The 19,869-nt window shown below is 32.8% G+C and carries 16 protein-coding genes; 4 read left to right on the forward strand and 12 right to left on the reverse strand.

Annotated elements, in window-relative coordinates; all coding sequences use genetic code 11:
• Window positions 1-325: 325 nt before the first annotated feature.
• Entirely contained in the window at window positions 326-1,375 is a 1,050-nt protein-coding gene (locus tag GEMHA0001_RS03300; RefSeq protein WP_003144171.1) for a DUF389 domain-containing protein, read from the reverse strand.
• 508 nt (window positions 1,376-1,883) lie between these two features.
• Here GEMHA0001_RS03300 and GEMHA0001_RS03305 point away from each other — a divergent pair.
• The gene (locus tag GEMHA0001_RS03305) at window positions 1,884-2,978 is read left to right on the forward strand and encodes a metallophosphoesterase (protein WP_003144391.1); all 1,095 of its coding nucleotides are present in this window, start codon (window positions 1,884-1,886) and stop codon (window positions 2,976-2,978) included.
• A 71-nt stretch (window positions 2,979-3,049) separates the two neighbouring features.
• Here GEMHA0001_RS03305 and GEMHA0001_RS03310 read toward each other — a convergent pair whose 3' ends face one another.
• Window positions 3,050-3,505: a hypothetical protein gene (locus GEMHA0001_RS03310; RefSeq protein ID WP_003144354.1), complete on the reverse strand. Its 456-nt coding sequence runs from the start codon at window positions 3,503-3,505 to the stop codon at window positions 3,050-3,052.
• A 2-nt stretch (window positions 3,506-3,507) separates the two neighbouring features.
• The gene (locus GEMHA0001_RS03315; protein WP_003144143.1) at window positions 3,508-3,780 is read right to left on the reverse strand and encodes a hypothetical protein; all 273 of its coding nucleotides are present in this window, start codon (window positions 3,778-3,780) and stop codon (window positions 3,508-3,510) included.
• 163 nt (window positions 3,781-3,943) lie between these two features.
• Between GEMHA0001_RS03315 and GEMHA0001_RS03320 the strand changes: the two genes are divergently transcribed.
• Entirely contained in the window at window positions 3,944-5,158 is a 1,215-nt protein-coding gene (locus GEMHA0001_RS03320; RefSeq protein ID WP_003144287.1) for a lipid II:glycine glycyltransferase FemX, read from the forward strand.
• Between the two features lie 95 nt (window positions 5,159-5,253).
• Here the strand turns inward: GEMHA0001_RS03320 and GEMHA0001_RS03325 are convergent, their stop codons facing one another.
• A complete protein-coding gene (locus tag GEMHA0001_RS03325; RefSeq protein WP_003144072.1) occupies window positions 5,254-5,589 on the reverse strand; it encodes a zinc ribbon domain-containing protein YjdM in 336 nt (111 codons plus the stop codon).
• Window positions 5,590-5,883: 294 nt separating this feature from the next.
• On the opposite strand from GEMHA0001_RS03325, the gene GEMHA0001_RS03330 reads away from it, so the two are divergent.
• Window positions 5,884-7,209, forward strand: a complete 1,326-nt coding sequence (locus GEMHA0001_RS03330) for an FAD-containing oxidoreductase (protein ID WP_003144128.1) — start codon at window positions 5,884-5,886, stop codon at window positions 7,207-7,209.
• Window positions 7,210-7,428: 219 nt separating this feature from the next.
• Window positions 7,429-8,628: a dicarboxylate/amino acid:cation symporter gene (locus tag GEMHA0001_RS03335; RefSeq protein WP_003144286.1), complete on the forward strand. Its 1,200-nt coding sequence runs from the start codon at window positions 7,429-7,431 to the stop codon at window positions 8,626-8,628.
• Window positions 8,629-8,780: 152 nt separating this feature from the next.
• Here GEMHA0001_RS03335 and GEMHA0001_RS03340 read toward each other — a convergent pair whose 3' ends face one another.
• The 8 genes from GEMHA0001_RS03340 to GEMHA0001_RS03375 form a co-directional block, all read right to left on the reverse strand.
• Complete coding sequence (locus tag GEMHA0001_RS03340) at window positions 8,781-9,845, reverse strand: exonuclease/endonuclease/phosphatase family protein (RefSeq protein WP_003144179.1); 1,065 nt, start codon at window positions 9,843-9,845, stop codon at window positions 8,781-8,783.
• Window positions 9,846-9,937: 92 nt separating this feature from the next.
• A complete protein-coding gene (locus GEMHA0001_RS03345) occupies window positions 9,938-10,831 on the reverse strand; it encodes a DMT family transporter (RefSeq protein ID WP_003144350.1) in 894 nt (297 codons plus the stop codon).
• Between the two features lie 236 nt (window positions 10,832-11,067).
• The gene (locus tag GEMHA0001_RS03350; RefSeq protein WP_003144251.1) at window positions 11,068-12,873 is read right to left on the reverse strand and encodes an ABC transporter substrate-binding protein; all 1,806 of its coding nucleotides are present in this window, start codon (window positions 12,871-12,873) and stop codon (window positions 11,068-11,070) included.
• Window positions 12,874-13,602: 729 nt separating this feature from the next.
• On the reverse strand, window positions 13,603-15,405 hold the full coding sequence (locus GEMHA0001_RS03355; protein WP_003144413.1) for an ABC transporter substrate-binding protein: 1,803 nt from the start codon (window positions 15,403-15,405) through the stop codon (window positions 13,603-13,605).
• 381 nt (window positions 15,406-15,786) lie between these two features.
• Complete coding sequence (locus GEMHA0001_RS03360; RefSeq protein ID WP_003144294.1) at window positions 15,787-16,692, reverse strand: ABC transporter permease; 906 nt, start codon at window positions 16,690-16,692, stop codon at window positions 15,787-15,789.
• Between the two features lie 14 nt (window positions 16,693-16,706).
• Entirely contained in the window at window positions 16,707-17,672 is a 966-nt protein-coding gene (gene opp4B / locus GEMHA0001_RS03365; RefSeq protein WP_003144127.1) for an oligopeptide ABC transporter permease, read from the reverse strand.
• Window positions 17,672-18,604, reverse strand: a complete 933-nt coding sequence (locus tag GEMHA0001_RS03370) for an ATP-binding cassette domain-containing protein (protein ID WP_040464336.1) — start codon at window positions 18,602-18,604, stop codon at window positions 17,672-17,674. Before GEMHA0001_RS03370 ends, opp4B begins: the two co-directional genes overlap by 1 nt.
• A complete protein-coding gene (locus GEMHA0001_RS03375) occupies window positions 18,597-19,601 on the reverse strand; it encodes an ABC transporter ATP-binding protein (protein ID WP_003144423.1) in 1,005 nt (334 codons plus the stop codon). The genes GEMHA0001_RS03370 and GEMHA0001_RS03375 overlap by 8 nt, the downstream gene beginning before the upstream one ends.
• Window positions 19,602-19,869 lie beyond the last annotated feature (268 nt).

Here is a 19,869-nt window from a genome sequence, read left to right on the forward strand (position 1 = left end):
TTTCTTTATATTCTTTGGAAACTCATTATAAACAGCTTATTATCTAAGTAACTTCTCAAAGTAACTTCCACCTACTTAATCAAAGTGAAAACTACCCTGAAATGATTTTTTACGTTGTAATTTAAGTATGAAACGTTTAAATTAGAAATAAGACCAACTATGATAAAGTATAAATATCTCACTCTTTTATATCGTAATAATATCCAATTAGGCTTAAAACTCGATGAAACCTTCAAAGTTATTGGGCGAGCTATACTAAAAGACCTAACTACTGTTTCTAAAAAAATCAAATTAAAAAGACAAGGATTGAGGATATAGAATATCCTCAATCCTTGTCTGCTTCATTTTCTTTTACAATATCTTTTTGTGAATCTTTTTCAGATAGTTTTTGATCGATATATTTATTAATAGTTTCATAAAACTCCTTGGTCGCTTGACTATCTAATTTTGTCGAATTCTGAACTTGATTAACTTTCAATTGAACAGATTGAATACCGTAAGAGGCTTGTTTTTGGTGAATTTTTTCTAATTCTTCTTCTGAAATCGGGTCACCAACAATTGTCAAGATCAATTCATTGTCCCTTGACTTGTAGACTTGATTGATAATCGTATGATTGGCAAACTCTTTTCCTACAAACTGTTTGACACCTTCTTTTCGCGCTTGTTCTATCGTTAGAGTAACTGCCGAATAGCTGGCTGGAACAACCAATAATACAATCAAAGATATCAAACCAATTTTCATTTTAATGTTTAGCTCTTTGAATGAAGTTAAGGGAGATTTTCTCATTAAAATTTTTGCCCCAATAATGTTGGCTAGCATTATAAAGACACAGTTAATCAAGAAAAGATAGAGAGCTCCAAATAAAAATCGTACATTTCCATTAGCTAAACCATAGCCGGCAGTGCAAATAGGCGGCATTAGAGCTGTAGCAATGGCTACTCCTGGCACAATATTGTTTGCTTCTTTTTCCCTTGAACCGATCACACCAGCAATCCCACCGGCAATAGCAATTAGGACATCCCAAATCGTTGGAGAAGTTCGTGCAATCAACTCGCTACTTGCATAAGATAAGGGAGTAATCCGGAAATATAGAGTCGATACAAGTAAACTGACCAATACTTGAGTAAGTAAAACCCATAGAGCTTGCTTGACTAAACGAGTGTCAAAAATGGCTAAACCTAACCCTAGTCCAACAATCGGCGTCATGAGAGGTGAAATTAACATGGCTCCTATAATAACAGCTGTTGAATTCATATTTAGTCCGATAGAGGCAATAAAAATTGCACACATCAAAATCACTGTATCTCTCGATCTAACATGAAGATCATCGTATAATTTTTCACGGTATTCACGTGTTGAATAATTTCCAGACATCTGTTTCTCCTTTTATTTAATTTATTTCTATTTATCTATTGATGAGGATAGAGTGATTTTCTATCAAATATTACATATGTATTTTAATTTCCTTAGTTCTCATCTGTAAGTCTTTTAAAAAAATATCTCTTTTTCCTAGATAAATAAAAAAAACATCTATCAATTGATTCTTTATATTATATCAAAAATTTCACAGTCTTTCACTAAGGAAACCCATCAGTTTAAAATATTTTTATATCCTTTCAAAGATAGAAAACTGACAAAATTCCAGTTTCCTTATTCTAAGAACAAAGATACCACAGATAGATAAGGTTACGCTCAACATCATTCCAGCAGCAATGACACCAATAACTTTTAAGATTAAGAAGTTACAACACTTAAAAGAATCACCCTATCCAACCTAATTTAATGACAATTTAAACTACATATTGTATAATGAAAAGCACTCTGTTTGAATATATAACATATTCCTACATTTGTTATTAAATAGTTTGGAGGAGAATTAATATTGAATAATTGGAAATTTATCGCTGGTTTTATCGGAGTATTCGCAGTATATGAAATACTCGTATTTCTGATGTGGCTAGGTTTAAAATGGATGATCTCACCTTTTGTTCCACCTAAGGTTAAATTAGCTATTTGTATAGCGCTATTTATCGTTGCTAACTTTTCTATCGTAGCTTATATGCTAAGATTAGATGCACCTTGGGTAAACTACGGAAACGTTTGGTACTTCTACTTCCTAAATGGTGCTGTCATAGGTGTTATTTTATTGGTCGCTAAGTTATTACTGAAAATCTTTAAATTAAATCTTTCTCAAGGAACTAGTTTAAGTATAACAGCTCTATATTTATTAGGTATGACTGCTTTGGGACTATTTTGGGCATACTCACCTACTGTGATTAATAAAACTATCAAAGTAGATAAACATCTTAATATTCCTGTTAAAATTGCTATGGTCTCTGATCTTCATCTTGGAACATTTTTCTCAAATCCACAACTTGAAAAACTTAACAAGATTGTTAATGAAGAGAAGCCAGATGCTGTAGTTATCGCAGGAGACCTTATGGACGATGATATGGTTATGTACAAAAAGCGTAATATGCAAGAAAATCTTAGCAAGTTAAAAGCTCCTCTAGGAGTTTATACGACTATGGGAAATCACGACCGTGACGCACTAGAAATAGTAAACGAAGTTAAAAAAACAGGAATAATCCCACTATTTGATGAAAGTATTGCTATTAATAATGATGTTACCTTGGTTGGGCGTAAAGATAAAAGTGTCAGTCGCGATAGACTTGATACAGCTGAACTGCTTAAGAGTGTTGATTTAAGTAAGACTATCGTTCTTGTGGATCATCAGCCTGATGCTGTTGATTATCACTCTACCTTACTTATAGATGTTCAACTCTCTGGGCATACTCACCGCGGACAACTATGGCCACTAAACTTTATCACAGATGTAGTTTATACCCTAGATCATGGCTACGCGAAGATTAATGGTAAACATTTCTTCACTTCTGCGGGTTATGGTTTCTGGGGACCACCTTTCAAAACTTCAGCCCGTAGTGAAGTTTGGATGATTACTATTGAAGGAAAATAAAATATAAAAAATACCCCAAAAGTTAGTATATTCTAACTCTTGGGGTTGAATTTTATTCACATCTTCGAATATTATTGTTTAACCTCATCTTTGATGCTTTCCCATAATTCTTTTGCTTGTACTATATCTAAATCAAAGCGCTCTCTGATAATTTTAATATTTGCAATATCACCAACATCTGGATTAACAACTGCTTTTATATCAGAATATTTACTAGAAATTAATTCTTTAACTTCTAATGCACGTCTGTTTGAAGCTTCTTCTTTTACAGCTTCCCATAGTGCTTTTGCATCATAAAGTACTAGATCTGTATATCTATCTCTTATCATTTTGACATTGTGAATATCTCCTTTAGTAGCATCAACTACTGAAAGTACTTCTTCTCTATTACTATCTTTCACAAGTTCATTAAATTTTTCTTTACTCACTTTTTGTTTTTCTGCCCATTCTTCTTTTGACTTACCGTTTCTAGTTGAAAAGAACATAAAAATTGCTATTGCTAAAATAATAATTAATGCTATCTTCATAATTAAATTCCTTTACTTCTTTTTACAATTTCTATTAATTTTTTCGCATCTTTTCCATTTAAAAAGTATGCTTTTCTTAGTGCTGCAATGTTAAATGCATCATCTTGACTTAAGTTTATAACCTTTTCTAATTCTTTTTTATATGCTGGACTTTGTAGTCTTTCAAATGCTTCTTTACTCTTTTCATCACGCTTTTTTATCTTATCTCTTGCGTTAGAAATCATCGCATAGACAAATACAAATCCTAGCATAATGTACAATATATTCATGTTCATCGCAATTACTTCCTTTTTTTATTCTTTATAAATATTATATAAGTTTTGTAGGCGCTTGTAAACATTTTAATTAACTTATTTATCGCTCATTCCTTCTAAAAATTGATTTTTCTACTATAATTTGTTATGATTAAGTGTACTTTAGTTAAAGGATTATTGAATAATGAAATTTTTAACAAATATTAACGATGAAAAATATACTGAATTTATAAAGAATCACAAGCATGGTAATATGATGCAAGCTATCGAGTGGTCTCACATAAAAAATACTTGGGGTGCTGTAAGAGTAGCTGTTGCAGATGAAAATGACAATATTTTAGCTGCTGTACAGATTCTAACTCGCCAAGGATTATGGTATGCTCCACGTGGACCAATTCTTGATTATGATAATACTGAGCTACTTAATTTCTTTTTAACTAACCTAAAGAAATTCGCCAAAGAAAAAGGTGCTAAAATGGTTAAATTAGATATCCCTACTGCGGTAAAAGATGAGAAGTTAGCAGTGTTTAAAGATATCGAGGTAGATAGAGAGAACAATAGTCTTATTAAAGCATTCAAGGATAACGGTTATAAACACAAAGGTTTCAGCCTTGATATGAGCAGCACTATCCAACCACGTTTTAACACAGTTACGAAGCTTGAACAAGAAGTTCCTGATCTTTTCCCAAAAGATACACGTCGCTTAATTCGTGATGCAGAGAAAAAATTCGTTGAAGTTAGACGTTGTGGTAAACAGAATCTTGATGACTTTCTTTTCGCCCTAGCTTGTACTGAAAAAAGAAAAAATATCTCTCTTCGTGGGCGTGAGTATTTCGAAAACTTACTAGATACTTTTGGAGACAATGCTTTATTATATATTTCATATATAAATGTAGAAAAAGCTGTAAAAGAATGTCATTCTAGAAAAGAAGCTATTGAAGATGAAATTGAAGCTCTTGGAGAAAAATCACCGAAGAAAAAACGCACTCTTCTTGAGCAAGTAGCCGGAATTGAAAAGCTAATCGTTTTATTCGATAGCTTAGAGATCGAAGATAAGAGCAAAGATCAAGTTATAAGTGCTGCGATTACTATCGCTTATGGTAACCACGCAGAAATTATTTATGCTGGTATGAATGAGGATTTCGCAAAACTTCCTGCACAGTATAAAGTCTTTTCTGATACGATGAAAAAAGCTCAGGAAATGGGTGTTAAAGAAGTTTCTATGGGTGGAATCGAAGGAGATTTAAACGACAGTCTACTTGGTTTTAAATCAAAATTCGCTCCAAATATCGTAGAATACTACGGGGAGTTCGATTTAGTAATCTCTCATGTATTCAATTTAATGTACAACTACGGATTACCACTAAGAAGAAAAATATTAAAACTAATAAAAAGATAAAAAAACAAATCTGTAAATCCCTATATAAAAATTAAAAGAGCTGAACTCCTTTGTGATTTCAATGAAATCATAACTATTGAGTCAGCTCTTTTGTATTATATTTTTTTAACGAATTCAGATTTTAGTTTCATAGCCCCGAAACCATCAATTTTACAATCGATGTTATGATCTCCATCAACTAATCTGATATTTTTAACGCGAGTTCCTTGTTTTAATGTAGATGAACTACCTTTAACTTTTAAATCTTTAATTACAGAAACTGTATCTCCATCTTGAAGTACATTTCCGTTAGCATCGCGGTAAACTTTTTCCTCTTCTGCTCCACTAGCATCTTCTGGTGACCATTCATAAGCACACATTGGACATACTAGCATATTTCCATCTTCATAAGTATATTCACTTTTACATTCTGGACAATTAGGTAATGTCATTGTTTTCCTCCATAAATTTTCAAATTTGTACAAAGGATATTATACCATAATGAAAAGCAATATCAAAATAATATCCGTAAATTTTTTCTTTGAAACGTTGATATTATAACGATTCCACCAATAAAATAATCTTATATCAAAAAAAATCAAAAAAATCGTCTACTTTTGTAGGCAAAATACTTGAAATTTTAAAAGAGTAGGAGTAAAATATGAATTAAATAGTTTTCATCTTATATTTATTATTAAAATATAAAATATAAACAATAAAATTTATAACAAAAGAGGAATCAAATTATGGTTAAATATGATTTATTAGTAGTAGGATTCGGTAAAGCCGGAAAAACTTTAGCAGCAACATTTGCTAAAGAAGGAAAAAAAGTAGCAGTAGTTGAAGAAAGCAGTGCAATGTACGGTGGTACTTGTATCAATATCGGATGTATCCCAACTAAAACTTTAATCGTAGCTGCTGACAACAAAAAAGACTTCACAGAAGCTAAAGCTACAAGAGATGCTGTTGTATCTAAACTTAACGCTAAAAACTTCGCTATGTTAGACAGTAGTCCAAACATTGATGTTTACACAGCTCACGCTAAATTCGTTTCAAACAAAGTAGTAGAAATTTCTGCTAACGGAGAAACTAAACAACTTGAAGGTGAAATCGTAGTAATTAACACTGGAGCTAAAAACAATGTATTACCAATTCCAGGATTAACAACATCTAAAAATGTATACGATAGCACTGAGTTCCAAAAATTAGAAAAAGCTCCTAAAACTCTAGGAATTATCGGTGGAGGTAACATCGGATTAGAATTCGCTAACCTATACGCTCGTCTTGGAGTTAAAGTTACAGTAATCGACTTCGCTCCTGGAATTTTAGGAAGAGAAGATAAAGATATCGCTGAACTTGCTCAAGGATACTTAGAAGAAGCAGGAATCGAGTTTAAACTAGGAACTGCAACAAAAGAAATCCGCAACAACGGAGAACTTGTAGTTGTTGATACAGAAAAATACGGTGAGTTAGAATTCGAAGCAGTATTACACGCAACTGGACGTCGCGCTAACACTGAAGGGTTAGGATTAGAAAACACTGATATCGAATTACGTCCAAACGGAACAATCGTAGTTGACGAATTCTGTCAAACAGCTGTAGAAAATGTATTCGCAGTTGGTGATGTTAACGGTGGATTACAATTCACTTATGTATCATTAGATGACTTCAGAGTAGTTAACGGATACTTACACGGTAACAAAGAGTACACAACTGCTGACCGCAAAAACGTACCTTACTCAACATTCATCTCTCCAGCATTATCTCACGTTGGATTACACAAAGAAGAAGCTGAAGCTGCTTACCCTAACGTTGCAGTAGCATCATTACCAGTAGCTAACATGCCAAGAGGAGCTGTTAACCAAGATCCACGTGGATTATTCCGTGTAACTGTAGACAAAGACACTAACTTAATTCTTGGAGCTACTCTATTCGGTAAAAACTCAGAAGAAATTATCAACCTAATTAAAATGGCAATTGATAACAAAATTCCTTACACTTACATCAGAGATCAAATCTTCACTCACCCAACAATGGCTGAAAACTTAAATGATGTATTCAAATTAATCTAATAACTGCTAAAAGCTTAAAATCTCAATAATAATTTGAGGTTTTAAGCTTTTTTTGTTTAATTTAACCGAATTTCTACTATATTTCTACTATAATAAATTTATGAAATTTTCAAATAATTAAAAAATATGTCTATTCCCCTTTACAAATTATGGCTTTTCTTGTATAATGTACACATGTCTTTTTAAAAAATACAATAAAATAAAAAAGGAGATCGAACAATGAGTTTATATAAAAGAATTCCATTAATAGCAAAACTTATTATCGCTGTAACATTAGGGATAGTTTTAGGAAGTACTCTACCAACATCAATCATTAGAGTTTTCGTAACATTCTCATCTATTTTCAGCGCGTTCTTAGGATTCACAATTCCACTTATTATCGTAGGATTTATCGTACCAGGTATCAGCCAAGTATCAAACAACGCTGGAAAATTACTTGGATTATCAACAGGGGTTGCTTATATTTCTACAATTATCGCAGGAACATTCGCATTCCTATCAGCTCAAGCAGTATTACCAAGTATACTAGCTAACGCTACACTACAATCATTCAAAAATCCAGAGGATTTATTATTAAAACCTTTCATCGAGTTTAAAATGGCTCCGATTTTTGATGTTACTACAGCGCTTATTATCTCATTCATCTTAGGAATCGGGATTTCAGCAACTCAATCAGAAGGACTTAAACAAGGATTCGCAGATTTCGGAGAAATTATTGAAAAATTACTTGCTACAGTAATTATTCCACTTCTTCCATTCTACATCCTAGGTGTATTCATGAACATCACAGCTTCTGGTGAAGTATTCAAGATTTTAAAAATCTTCGCTATGGTATTCGTAATTATCATTATTATGCACGTAATTATCATTATTATCCAATACTTCGTAGCTGGAACGCTTAACGCTAGAAACCCATTCAAGATGCTTGTAAATATCTTACCAGCATACATGACTGCAATTGGTACTCAATCTTCGGCTGCTACTATCCCAGTAACACTAAGAAGTACTAAAAAAATGGGTGTTGATAAAAATATAGCAAACTTCACTATTCCACTATTTGCGACTATCCACTTATCAGGAAGTACAATCACATTAACTACATGTGCATCTGCAGTATTCTGGTTACAAAACGGTGCTGCATTCCCATCAGCTGCAGTAATGATTAAATTCATCTTATTACTTGGAGTAACAATGGTAGCTGCTCCTGGTGTCCCTGGTGGAGGAGTTATGGCAGCTCTTGGATTATTACAATCAGTTCTTGGTTTCAACGAAATCATGTTATCTCTAATGATTGCATTATACATCACTCAAGATAGCTTTGGAACTGCATGTAACATTTCTGGAGACGGAGCTTTATCAGCAATCGTTGATAAACTAAACAAACTATTCTTCAAAAAAGATGTAGAACAAAACGCATAATAAACTATCCCACAAACATATGTTTGTGGGATTTTTCATGTATAAATAATTAAAAACGCCTCTTATCACAATCAAAGAACAAGTATCTATAATAGCTAATTCTTTGAAAAGAGCGACTCTTTGAACTTAATCTCAGAGCCGCTTCTTTTATTTTATTTCAATTTATATCTTAGTTTTACTGGGTTATGATCACTATATCTATACTCTTGATTTAGTGTCTCTACTTCTAACACTTCAATATTATCACTAGCAATATATCCATCTATAATAAAGCCATAAGTACCTTCACTATCCTTCACATAAGGTTTATTATTAAGTCTTGCAGAATTTTTACTCTCATCATACAATAGGTTAAATCCTGCAGGTAACATACTCTTATCTAAATTCTCAGCACGCCATAATTCTTTTGGAACAACGTTAATTTCATCTTGTGTTAAAGTTTTTAACGACTGATTAAAATCCGCTCCAACAAGGACATAATTACCTTTTTTATACTCATAATCAATAAATTCAAGAAGTTGTTTCATCTGAGCTTTTTTACCAGAATTACCTTTATCGTAAGCATCCAAGTGAGCATTAATCAATACTAAATGTTTATCACTATTTTCTACTTTTGTATAAATAACAGAAAATCCTCGTTTTAAATTAGCAAGTCTCTCTGGGAATGTGAATGGAATCGCCATTTGGAATCTTCTTGCATTCTCCACGTTAAAACTAGTTGCAGTATAGATACCACTCTTAACCTTCCCTAACGGTGGCACTGGATAAGGTACATATCTAACCTTGAAATTATATGCTAAAATACTATTTAAACCAAGTATTTCATCAAATTTAGTAACCTGGTTTATATTGTAACTACGTTTTGAATCTTCATCTATTTCTTGAATAAAATTAACATTAGCTTTTTCGTTTTTAACAATCTCTGTAATGTTTTTTAGATTTTCTTCGACATGAGCCTTATCAAGTGGTAGAACCATCTTTCCACCATCCATAAAGAAGTCTTCATCTTTATCAAGACCAGCATAACCTATGTTCCAGTTAAGAGCTGTGTACTCTGTTCCTACCTTAGCACTTTCTGACGTACCTTGTTTAGTTACCTTCAAACTCTCAACTCCGTTTGGACTATATTCTGTAGCCCATAAATATCCAACTAATCCTGCAAACCCTAAAATCCCGATAAGTAATAACCCTAATACTATCTTTAATATTTTTTTCATCTTTAACCTCATAAAAAATAGAAGGAGCAAGGAAATCTATTTATAAATCATGATTTTCAAGCTGCCCTCCATTAAATTTCATTGTAAATTATTTAATTACTCTTTTTATCTCGTAGTTGTGAAACTATAATACCTACGAAGACGATAAGCATACCTATTCCTTCTCTTAGGCCTATATGTTCACCAAGAATAAGAACTCCACCTATTGCAGCTACAACAGACTCTAAACTTAATATTAATGACGCTGTGTGCGGTGGAACATCTTTTTGTCCTACAATCTGTAAAGTATAACCTACTCCACTAGAAAGTACCCCTATAGCAAGTAACGGCCAAATAACACTCATTATGTCCGCAAAGACGATTGTTTCCTTGAAAACAGCTAATACTAAGCTTAATATAGATACTACGACTAATTGAACGATAGATAAGAACATTGAATTAACTCTAGCTGCTGAATAATCAATAACTATTATATGAATCCCGAATAGAACTGCACTGATTAAGACGATAATATCTCCCAACTCTAAAGCAAATTCTTCTTTTACCGATAAGAAATAGAAACCAATTACCGATAAAATTAATCCTATAATAAAGAATTTATTAAGCTTATTACCTAAGAATACCCCGATAAATGGTACTATACAAATATATAACACTGTAATAAATCCAGCTTTACCTGCTGTTGTCATCCCAATACCTATTTGCGAAATATACATTGCAAAAAATAATACTATTCCACAGATACCACCAAGTATCCAACTTTTATTTTTTGTTATTGGCTCCGCCAAAATCTTAGGATCTTGACTTCTATACAAACTTGGAATCAGAAGTGCTACAGCACCAAGAAATACTACTGCGATTACTGATCTTATACCTACAACTGTAAGAGGCCCTAGAACCTTACTCGCAATATTTTGCCAGATAAAAGCTAATCCCCAAATAATCGTAACAATTATTAACAATAACTCTGAAATAAATTTTCTCATTAATACACCTTTCCTATAAATTTTCTATGAATTTTAAAATTCTAAAAGTATTCACTATCATAGCAATAAATACATTATACTTTTATAATTTTATACGTTATTAACAAAAAATTCAACTGTTAGCTACCGCGCACGATATCTATCAATTTCCAATTTTGAATATTTCCAAGGAAATACTAATATCCTAAAAAACGACATAGACAACCGAAGTTATCTATGTCGCATTTTAATTTTTATTATTTAGCACCTTCGTTAGCTGTTAACTCAAGTTCATAAAGTTTGAATTGATTTTTCTTAACTTTATTTAAGTCATAAGCTTTAACACGTTTGTTGAAGAATGTGATACTTGTATCCCAGCTTAATGGGTAGAATGGTAATTCTTCAGCTACTTCTGTGTCAAATTTGTTGTAAGCTGCTTTTAATTTAGCTTCATCGAACATATCTGCTGATCCTTGAGCTTTGAAGCTGTTTTCGAATGCTTCAGTAGTGTAACGATATAAGTTTAATGGAGCTTTTTTACCTAGTAACTCTTGACGGTTAGGGTTTGTTCCATATTGCCATGCAGCTTGGAAGATGTCGATTGATGGATCATCTGCTTGTACACGTTGAGAGAAGTCTTTTGGAGACATAAGTTTTCCATCTACTAATTTAACATCTAATCCTACTTCTTTCCAAGATTTAACGAATACGTCTGCTAATGCTTGGTCATATTCAGCACCTGTGTTACGGATTGCGAAGTTAAATGAAAGTTTGTTTCCGTTTTTGTCTTCACGTAGTCCGTCTCCATCTTTATCTTTGTATCCTGCATCGTCTAATAATTTTTTAGCTTTTTCTACATCTTTTTTAGCTGCAGTTGCATTTTCGTTTACTAATTTACCTACAGCTGCTGGGTACATACCAGATCCAGTTGGAGTGAAACGTAATCCTTTGAAGATTTTTTCATTGATTTGGTCACGGTCAACTGCATATAAGAATGCTTGACGTAAGTTTTTGTCAGCTAGTTTAGAGTTCGGATCAACTACGTTTTCACCTTTTTCTTTGTCAAATTTACCTAATTTGAATCCTACATATGACATGTAACGAGAAGTATCACCTAAGAATGTTCCGTTTTTGATGTCTTTTGCTCCTTCGTAAACACTTGGAGTAACGCTATCGATATAGTCAACTTCTCCATTTTTGATTACTTGGCTAGCTTGAGCTGGAGCTACTGTTTTGAACTCGATTTTTTTAAGTTTCATTTTATCTTTATTGAAGTAGTGAGGGTTTTGTTCTGCAAGAACACTTTCTCCGTTTACTACTTTAGTGATGTAGTAAGGACCATATGATAATGGTTTTTTGTTTAAGTCTGCTTCAGCAAATTTAGCGAAGTCCTTAGAAGCTTCTTCTACTTGTTTAGCGTTTAAGAAGTCAGTAACTAAACCTTCACCCCATAGTAATGCTGGACGTACTTCAGTATATTTAAGTACTACTGTTTTGTCATCTTTAACTTGTATTCCTGAGATGTTTTTCGCTTTTCCTGCGTGGTATTCTTTCATACCTTCAATAAATTCGTATGACTCATTGTAACGAGTGTTTGTAGTGAATTTAGGGTTACCCATAAGTTCGTATGTTGCTACGATATCTTTTGTTGTAAATGCTTCACCGTTGCTCCATTTAGCACCGTCGTGGATAGTTAATGTAACCTCTTTTTTGTCACGATCTAAGTGGAATTTAACTGCATCATTTGCATTATCTTGAATAACACGTCCTTCTTCGTCAGCAGAGAATGTTCCACCCATTACAGCTTGGTTTACGTATTGATCTTCTGCTTTATCAGAGAATACTGGGTTCCAAAGACCTGTTAATGGTTGAGCTGATAAGATACCATATTTTAATGTAGCACCATCTACAGCTGATCCACCGTTATCAAAACTTGTTTTAAATTCTACTTTTGCTTTAGGAGCGTTTTTGCTTCCAGAATTGCTTGAAGTTGAACATCCAGCTAAAATTACTGAAAGAGCCATCGCTGAACTAAATACTTTTAGAAACTTATTCTTTTTCATTTTATTTCCTCCATAATATATAAAAACTTATTTTTCATTTATTGTATGAAATTATTTTATCATTATTTCTACGATAAGTCAATTAAATTTTCAGAAAATAATATAAAAATTACAAAATTCTATAATTAAATTTCAGTTCCTTATTTTTAAGATATTAACATTATAGTAATTTTTTAATATAATTATCTATTAACATTTCTTATGTTATCCCTTATTTATTAATAATTAATTCATTTTCCACCTAATTAACACCATTATTAAACACTAATATATTTCAACTATTTAAGTTATCTAATAAATATATTTTTTATATACAATTTTGATTTAATCGATTAATATTATCAGTTGGGAGAGCCTCGAAGATTACACTTTCTCTAAAATCACGATTTTCCAGTCTCTCCCTCTCAAAAACTCTATATTACTCCTATATGCTAACCAGTAAAAAAACAGAGAATAATTACTATTTAAATAGCATTATACTCTGTTCAAGTTACTAAAATTTATATATTGTGATTTTGTAAATTCCCTATGTTGAGAACTACATTGCCCTCTGACTTTTTCCCTTATTATTGTTTCTAACTTTATTATATCTAATATTTCTTAGATTTCATATTTCAAATGCAGGGGCGACTTGCGCCCCTAAAATTAATTGAAAATAAAATGAAATATAAGTTTATTAGGGGGAAATTCAACTAAGTCTCCTTAGCTGAATCTCATTCCTAAACTAAATTAATTTTTAGCTGGTGCATCTGCAGTTAATTCTAATTTGTAGATTCTTTGTTCACCAGTTTTAAGTTTCGCTAAATCAAATGTTTTAACACGTTTGTTAACCCATGTCATTGATTGTTGCCAGCTGAATGGTAACCATGCAGCTTCTTCTCTGAACTGTTTATCAAATTTTTGATATGCTTCTTTAAGTTTAGCATCATCGAACATGTCACTACTTCCCATTGCAGTTAATGATTTTTCTAATTCTTCTGTTGTGTAACGTTGTAAGTTAAGCGGTGAAGTTTTACTTACTAATCCACCTGGGTTTGGATCACTTCCTAAGCCCCAAGCTCCTTGGAAGATATCGATTCCTGGATCATCTGCTTGAGTACGTTGTGACCAGTCTTTAGGTGACATAAGTTTTCCATCTGTAAGTTTAACATCTAATCCTACGTCTTTCCAAGATTTAACAAATGTATCTGCTAATGTTTGATCGAAGTCTTGACCTGTGTTACGGATAGCGAAGTTGAATGTAAGTTTTTTACCGTTTTTATCTTCTCTTAATCCATCTCCATCTGTATCTTTAAGTCCTGCTTCATCAAGAAGTTTCTTCGCTTTTTCTACATTCTTAGTATATTTTTCACCTTCTTGACTGTAGAACATTTTAACGATTGGTGGATAGAATCCAGATCCTGTTGGTGTGAAACGTAATCCTTTATAAACTTTTTCATTGATTTGATCCCAGTCTACTGCATAACCGAATGCTTGACGAACACGTTTATCAGCTGCTTTAGCATTTGGATCTACTTCAACTTCACCTTTTTCTTTGTTGAACTTACCTAGTTTAAATCCTACATATGATACATAGTAATCAGATTCTCCTAAGATTGTTCCGTTTTTAGCGTCTTTAGTACCATCCCAGATACCAGTAGTTAAACTATCCATTAAGTCTACATCACCATTTTTAAGAACTGCACTCGCTTGAGCTGGTGATACAGTTTTGAATTGAATTTCTGGAATTTTTACTTCGTCTTTTTTGTAGAAATAAGGGTTAGCTTTCGCTAATACACTTTCCCCATTTACTACTTTATCTAAGTAATATGGTCCATAAGATAATGGTTTTTTATTTAAGTCTGCTTCAGCAAATTTAGTGAAGTCTTTTGATGCTGCTTCTACTTGGGCTTTGTTTAAGAATTCTCCAATAAATCCATTACCCCATAATAATGCTGGTTTGATTTCTGTATACTTAAGCACTACAGTTTTATCATCTTTTTTAACTACACCAGAGATGTTTTTTGCTTTTCCATCGTGGTAATCTTTCATACCTTCGATTACTTCATATTCATCACTGTAACGAACGTTTTCTGTATACTTAGGATTCCCCATAAGTTCGTAAGTTGCAACGATATCATCTGCCTTAACATCTTCACCATTGCTCCATTTAAGATCTTTGTGAATAGTTAATGTAACTTCTTTTTTCTCACGATCTACATGGAGCATAACTGGTGCGTCTTTGTCATCTTGTTTTAGACGATTTGCATCATCAGTCGGGAACGCTCCTGTCATTGTGTACTTCATTACATCATTATCAGTTGTTTGTAAGAAGAATACTGGGTTAAACATCCCTGTTAGTGGATCTGCAGAAGTGATACCGATTTTTAATTGTTGACCACTAAGTGCATTTCCACCATTGTCTACAGCTGTCTTGAACTCGACAGCAGCTTTGCTTCCTTTAGAATTGTTACTTGCGCTTGAGCATCCTGCAAGTAACATTGTGAGAGCCATAGCTGAACTAACTACCTTTAACATTTTTTTCTTTTCCATTATCTTATCCTCCATGCTGTATTGTATACAGCCTTTCTTAAATATTTATTTTTAGCAATTATAACAAAAAATCTTATAGTAGTCAAGTAATTGTCAGAAAATTTTACAATGTTTTTTAAATTTTCACTGAAATAAGATTTTATATTTTTTATCAATATAAATCAAACACTTAGAATTTCTGTAATAAAACATAAAATTTAAGTTGATTTTACACTGATAATTAAGATTTTACTATTTTAAAATTATTTATTTAGTATCTATTAAATTATACTTCTATAACAGTAGAATTGGATATTATTTGTAAATCATAATTTATACATTATTCACACATAATTTACAAATAAAAAAGCCATGTAGAAAATCTCTACATGACTTTTAAAATTATAGTCTTTGTCTAGCATCTAAACTACGTCTTAATGCTCCACCGATAGAGTTGATACATAGTACGATAATTAAGATTGCAAGGGCTGCTGGCAGCCAAATGTACATTTTATTGATAAGTACGTCTGCATCTTTTGCATAAGATAACATAGTACCAATACTTGGTGTTCCTGCTGGAAGACCGAATCCAAGGTATGTTAAACCTACCTCGATACCCATATTAGCAGCTAATGATAACGTAGCTTCTACAATGATGATAGAACTAATGTTAGGTAAGATTCCCTGTAACATAATTTTCCAATCAGGTGTTCCCATAGTTTTTGAAGCAAGTACATAATCACGACGTGATTCTGATAAAGCTTTACTACGCACTAAACGAGTTGATCCCATCCATGCGAATGCTGATAAGATCAAGATGAACAATACTAGACCGTAATCACGTTTAATACTTACAAATACGATGATTACCATCAGCGTTGGGATGATTACCATAAAGTCTACAAAACGCATCACAATATTATCAACACGTCCACCGTAATAAGCAATAACTAATCCTACTGCAGTACCAAAACCAATAGTAATCGCTGTTACTGCTACTGCGATAAGAATAGAGTTAAGCATTCCCATCATTAGCCATCCAAAAACTGAGTGACCACCTACGTCTGTACCTAATAAGAATCCATCCTCACCAGGTTTTAAGAAAATATTTAATAAATCTACATCGAAGTAAGTACTATATACGCCACTTACACGAATGTAAATATTGAAAAGTACTACGAAAATTAGGATAGCACTTAATGTAATTAAAGCTGCAAGTGCACCTTTATCTTTTTTAAATTCACGAGCTACAACTGAAAACCCAGAAGGAGTTTTAGTTATAACTTTTTCTTCTTTTGCTTTTGTCATTGTTCAACTTCCTCCTAGTCCAATTTAATACGTGGGTCTACAATCGCCATGATAATATCACTTAATGTACTACCAAGCAGTGTTAAGAATCCAGAGAATAACATTAATGTTGTAACAACACTATAGTCTCTATCTTGAATACTTTGGTAGAATAGTTGTCCCATTCCTGGGTAACCGAAGATTGTTTCTACGAAGATACCACCACTGAATAATCCAGTAATAGAGAATCCGAAGAATGCTGCGATTGGTAAAATAGAGTTTCTGAAGATGTGTCCTGAGTAAACTTTTTTAACTGGTACACCTTTAGAACGAGCTGTTTTTACATAATCACTTTGTTTCGCATCGATAACTTCATTACGTAAATATTGAACAGTTGATACTGTTGATAATAACGCTAAACAGATACCTGGTAACACTAAGTGTTGTAGTTTGTCAATATAGTACGTGAATGTTCCTGGATCAAGGTTAACATCTACAGATCCACTTGTTGGGAACCATCCTAAACCAAAACCAAATAATGCGATCATGAATAAGTATAGTACAAATGATGGAATCGCTAGGAAGAAGAAATTATAAAAGTTTACGAATTTGTCGAATTTAGAACCGTTATAACGTCCTGCATACATCCCCATAGGAATAGCGATCGCATACATGATTACCGCTGTAAATAATGACAGGTTGAATGTATTGAAAATTCTTTCTCCAAGAAGAGTTCCTACTGATTTACCAGTAGTATAACTTAATCCGAAATCCCCATGGATAAAGTTATTCAACCAATATAGGTATTGTTGATACCAAGGCTCATAGAATCCACTCGCTTGACGAATCGCTTCAATTTGCTCTTGAGAAATTTTTGGATTTTCTGCCAAACCACTGAATGGATCCCCAGGCATAAGTTTAGCTAGACCAAACACTAGTACACTAAGGATGAATAACTGTGGTATCATTACTAAAAATCGTTTTAAAACTACTTTCCACATTACACTTCTCCTCCTTTCATTGCTACATAGTGTGTTTCTGTTAATTTCTTAAGTGGATACACTCTTCCATCTTTATCAAAATAATCATTATAATGTTTTTGATATTCTTCTTCTACAGCTTGTCTTATTTCTTTTACTTCTTTAGCTTTATCTAAGTTAGTACTTGGAATAGCCGCAATAAGACGTTTTGTATAAATGTGTTGTGGATTATTGTAAATATCTTCACGTGTTCCACGTTCTACGATACGACCACGGTACATGATATAAATATAATCACACATGTGCTTAACAACACCAAGGTCATGAGAAATGAATAGATAACTTATATTAAAGTCTTTTTGAATTTTCTTCATGAAGTTTAGAACCTGTGCTTGAACCGAAAGGTCAAGAGCTGATACTGGTTCGTCAGCTACGATTAAACGAGGATTACATGCAATCGCACGCGCAACCCCGATACGTTGACGTTGTCCACCTGAGAATTCAAATGGATATTTGTACATAGCTTCTTCACCCATACCAACGATGTTTAAAAGTTCTAAAACTCGTTTTCTTGTATCTTCTTCAGATAGGTTTTCAAAGTTACTAATAGGCTCTGCGATAATATCTATAATACGTTTCTTAGGATTTAGACTAGACATTGCATCTTGGAAAATCATTTGAACATCGCGATTATATTTTAATTTTTTACGAGCTGCTTTTTTAGTAACATCTTCTTCTTTATAGATAATTTGTCCATCAGTTGCTTTTTCTAAACCTAGAACAACCTTACCTACAGTAGTTTTTCCACTACCACTTTCTCCGATTAGCCCATACGTTTTCCCAGATTCTATCTCAATATCAACACCATCTACTGCGTAAACATGATCTTTAATTGTATTGAAAAATCCACCACGAATAGGATAATGCACTTTTAGATTTTCAACTTTAAGCATTGTTCTCCTCCCCTTCAAATTCAAAGTTTCTATGACATGTACAACGTACATGGTGTCCTTCTTCTACTTCATGTAGAGTCGGATTATGTTCATGATGTTCATCTTTAACCCAAGGAATACGATTTGCAAAACGACATCCTTGTCTGTCTAGAGTTTTTAAAGATGGAACCATCCCTTGAATAACGTAAAGATCATCACTAGCATCTTCATCATCAAGTTGAGGAATACTACGTAATAAACTACGAGTGTAAGGGTGTTGAGGGTTTTTAAAGATTTGCTCTGAAGTTCCGATTTCTACTACTTCACCGGCATACAATACAGCTACTCTATCAGCCATCTCAGCAACTACCCCAAGGTCGTGCGTAATTAGGATAATACCAGCTTGCATCTCTGCTTGAAGCCCTTTAATAAGGTCTAAGATTTGCGCTTGGATCGTCACATCTAGAGCTGTTGTTGGTTCATCTGCGATAAGTACACTTGGTTTACAACTCATCGCCATAGCTATCATTACACGTTGACGCATACCACCAGATAATTCGTGTGGATATTGTTTTGCACAACGCTCAGGATTTGGAATACCAACTTGTGTTAATAATTCAATAACACGTTTTTGTCTTTCTTCTGCACTTAGTTCTGTATGATAAATTAGTGCCTCTTCGATTTGTTTCCCAATTCTGTGTAGCGGGTTTAATGAAGAAAGCGGATCTTGGAAGATCATCCCAATATCTTTTGTTCTAATTTTATTCATTTCATCTTCTGTTAAATCTAGTATATTTTTTCCGTTAAAAATAATTTCTCCAGTAGACTTCGTTAGATTTTCATTATGAAGACGCATAATAGTTGTCGCTAATGTAGACTTACCACAACCACTCTCTCCTACGATAGCTAATACTTCGTTTTTATATAGGTCCAAACTAACTTTATCAACAGCGTTAAAGTAATCATCTTTGATTCTAAATGCTGTCTCTAGATTTTTAATCTCTAATAGTTTTTCCATTCGCCTATCTCCTTCCAATAACATTCGTCAATAAATTAATACAATTTTAAACTTTATTTCATTTATTTTCATTTTTATCTTGTTTTATTAAACATTACAACTTATTTTGTGAATAATAATTTTTTTCATAAGTCATAACTTTTTAAAAAACTACATAATACTATATTATAAAATTTTTAGAAAAAAAGCAATAAAAAAACAAAAATTTAGCGTAAAAAAACTAGAATTTTCTGAATATTTACAGAAAAGGCTTTCGTTTTCACATGTA

The sequence above is a fragment of the Gemella haemolysans ATCC 10379 genome (assembly GCF_000173915.1).
GTDB classification, from domain to species: Bacteria; Bacillota; Bacilli; order Staphylococcales; family Gemellaceae; genus Gemella; species Gemella haemolysans.

Coding starts and splice junctions, on each gene's coding strand:
- GEMHA0001_RS03300 (WP_003144171.1), bottom strand. CDS start 1,375: ATGTCTGGAAATTATTCAACACGTGAATACCGTGAAAAATTATACGAT.
- GEMHA0001_RS03310 (WP_003144354.1), bottom strand. CDS start 3,505: ATGAAGATAGCATTAATTATTATTTTAGCAATAGCAATTTTTATGTTC.
- GEMHA0001_RS03315 (WP_003144143.1), bottom strand. CDS start 3,780: ATGAACATGAATATATTGTACATTATGCTAGGATTTGTATTTGTCTAT.
- GEMHA0001_RS03320 (WP_003144287.1), top strand. CDS start 3,944: ATGAAATTTTTAACAAATATTAACGATGAAAAATATACTGAATTTATA.
- GEMHA0001_RS03325 (WP_003144072.1), bottom strand. CDS start 5,589: ATGACATTACCTAATTGTCCAGAATGTAAAAGTGAATATACTTATGAA.
- GEMHA0001_RS03330 (WP_003144128.1), top strand. CDS start 5,884: ATGGTTAAATATGATTTATTAGTAGTAGGATTCGGTAAAGCCGGAAAA.
- GEMHA0001_RS03335 (WP_003144286.1), top strand. CDS start 7,429: ATGAGTTTATATAAAAGAATTCCATTAATAGCAAAACTTATTATCGCT.
- GEMHA0001_RS03340 (WP_003144179.1), bottom strand. CDS start 9,845: ATGAAAAAAATATTAAAGATAGTATTAGGGTTATTACTTATCGGGATT.
- GEMHA0001_RS03345 (WP_003144350.1), bottom strand. CDS start 10,831: ATGAGAAAATTTATTTCAGAGTTATTGTTAATAATTGTTACGATTATT.
- GEMHA0001_RS03350 (WP_003144251.1), bottom strand. CDS start 12,873: ATGAAAAAGAATAAGTTTCTAAAAGTATTTAGTTCAGCGATGGCTCTT.
- GEMHA0001_RS03355 (WP_003144413.1), bottom strand. CDS start 15,405: ATGGAAAAGAAAAAAATGTTAAAGGTAGTTAGTTCAGCTATGGCTCTC.
- GEMHA0001_RS03360 (WP_003144294.1), bottom strand. CDS start 16,692: ATGACAAAAGCAAAAGAAGAAAAAGTTATAACTAAAACTCCTTCTGGG.
- opp4B (WP_003144127.1), bottom strand. CDS start 17,672: ATGTGGAAAGTAGTTTTAAAACGATTTTTAGTAATGATACCACAGTTA.
- GEMHA0001_RS03370 (WP_040464336.1), bottom strand. CDS start 18,604: ATGCTTAAAGTTGAAAATCTAAAAGTGCATTATCCTATTCGTGGTGGA.
- GEMHA0001_RS03375 (WP_003144423.1), bottom strand. CDS start 19,601: ATGGAAAAACTATTAGAGATTAAAAATCTAGAGACAGCATTTAGAATC.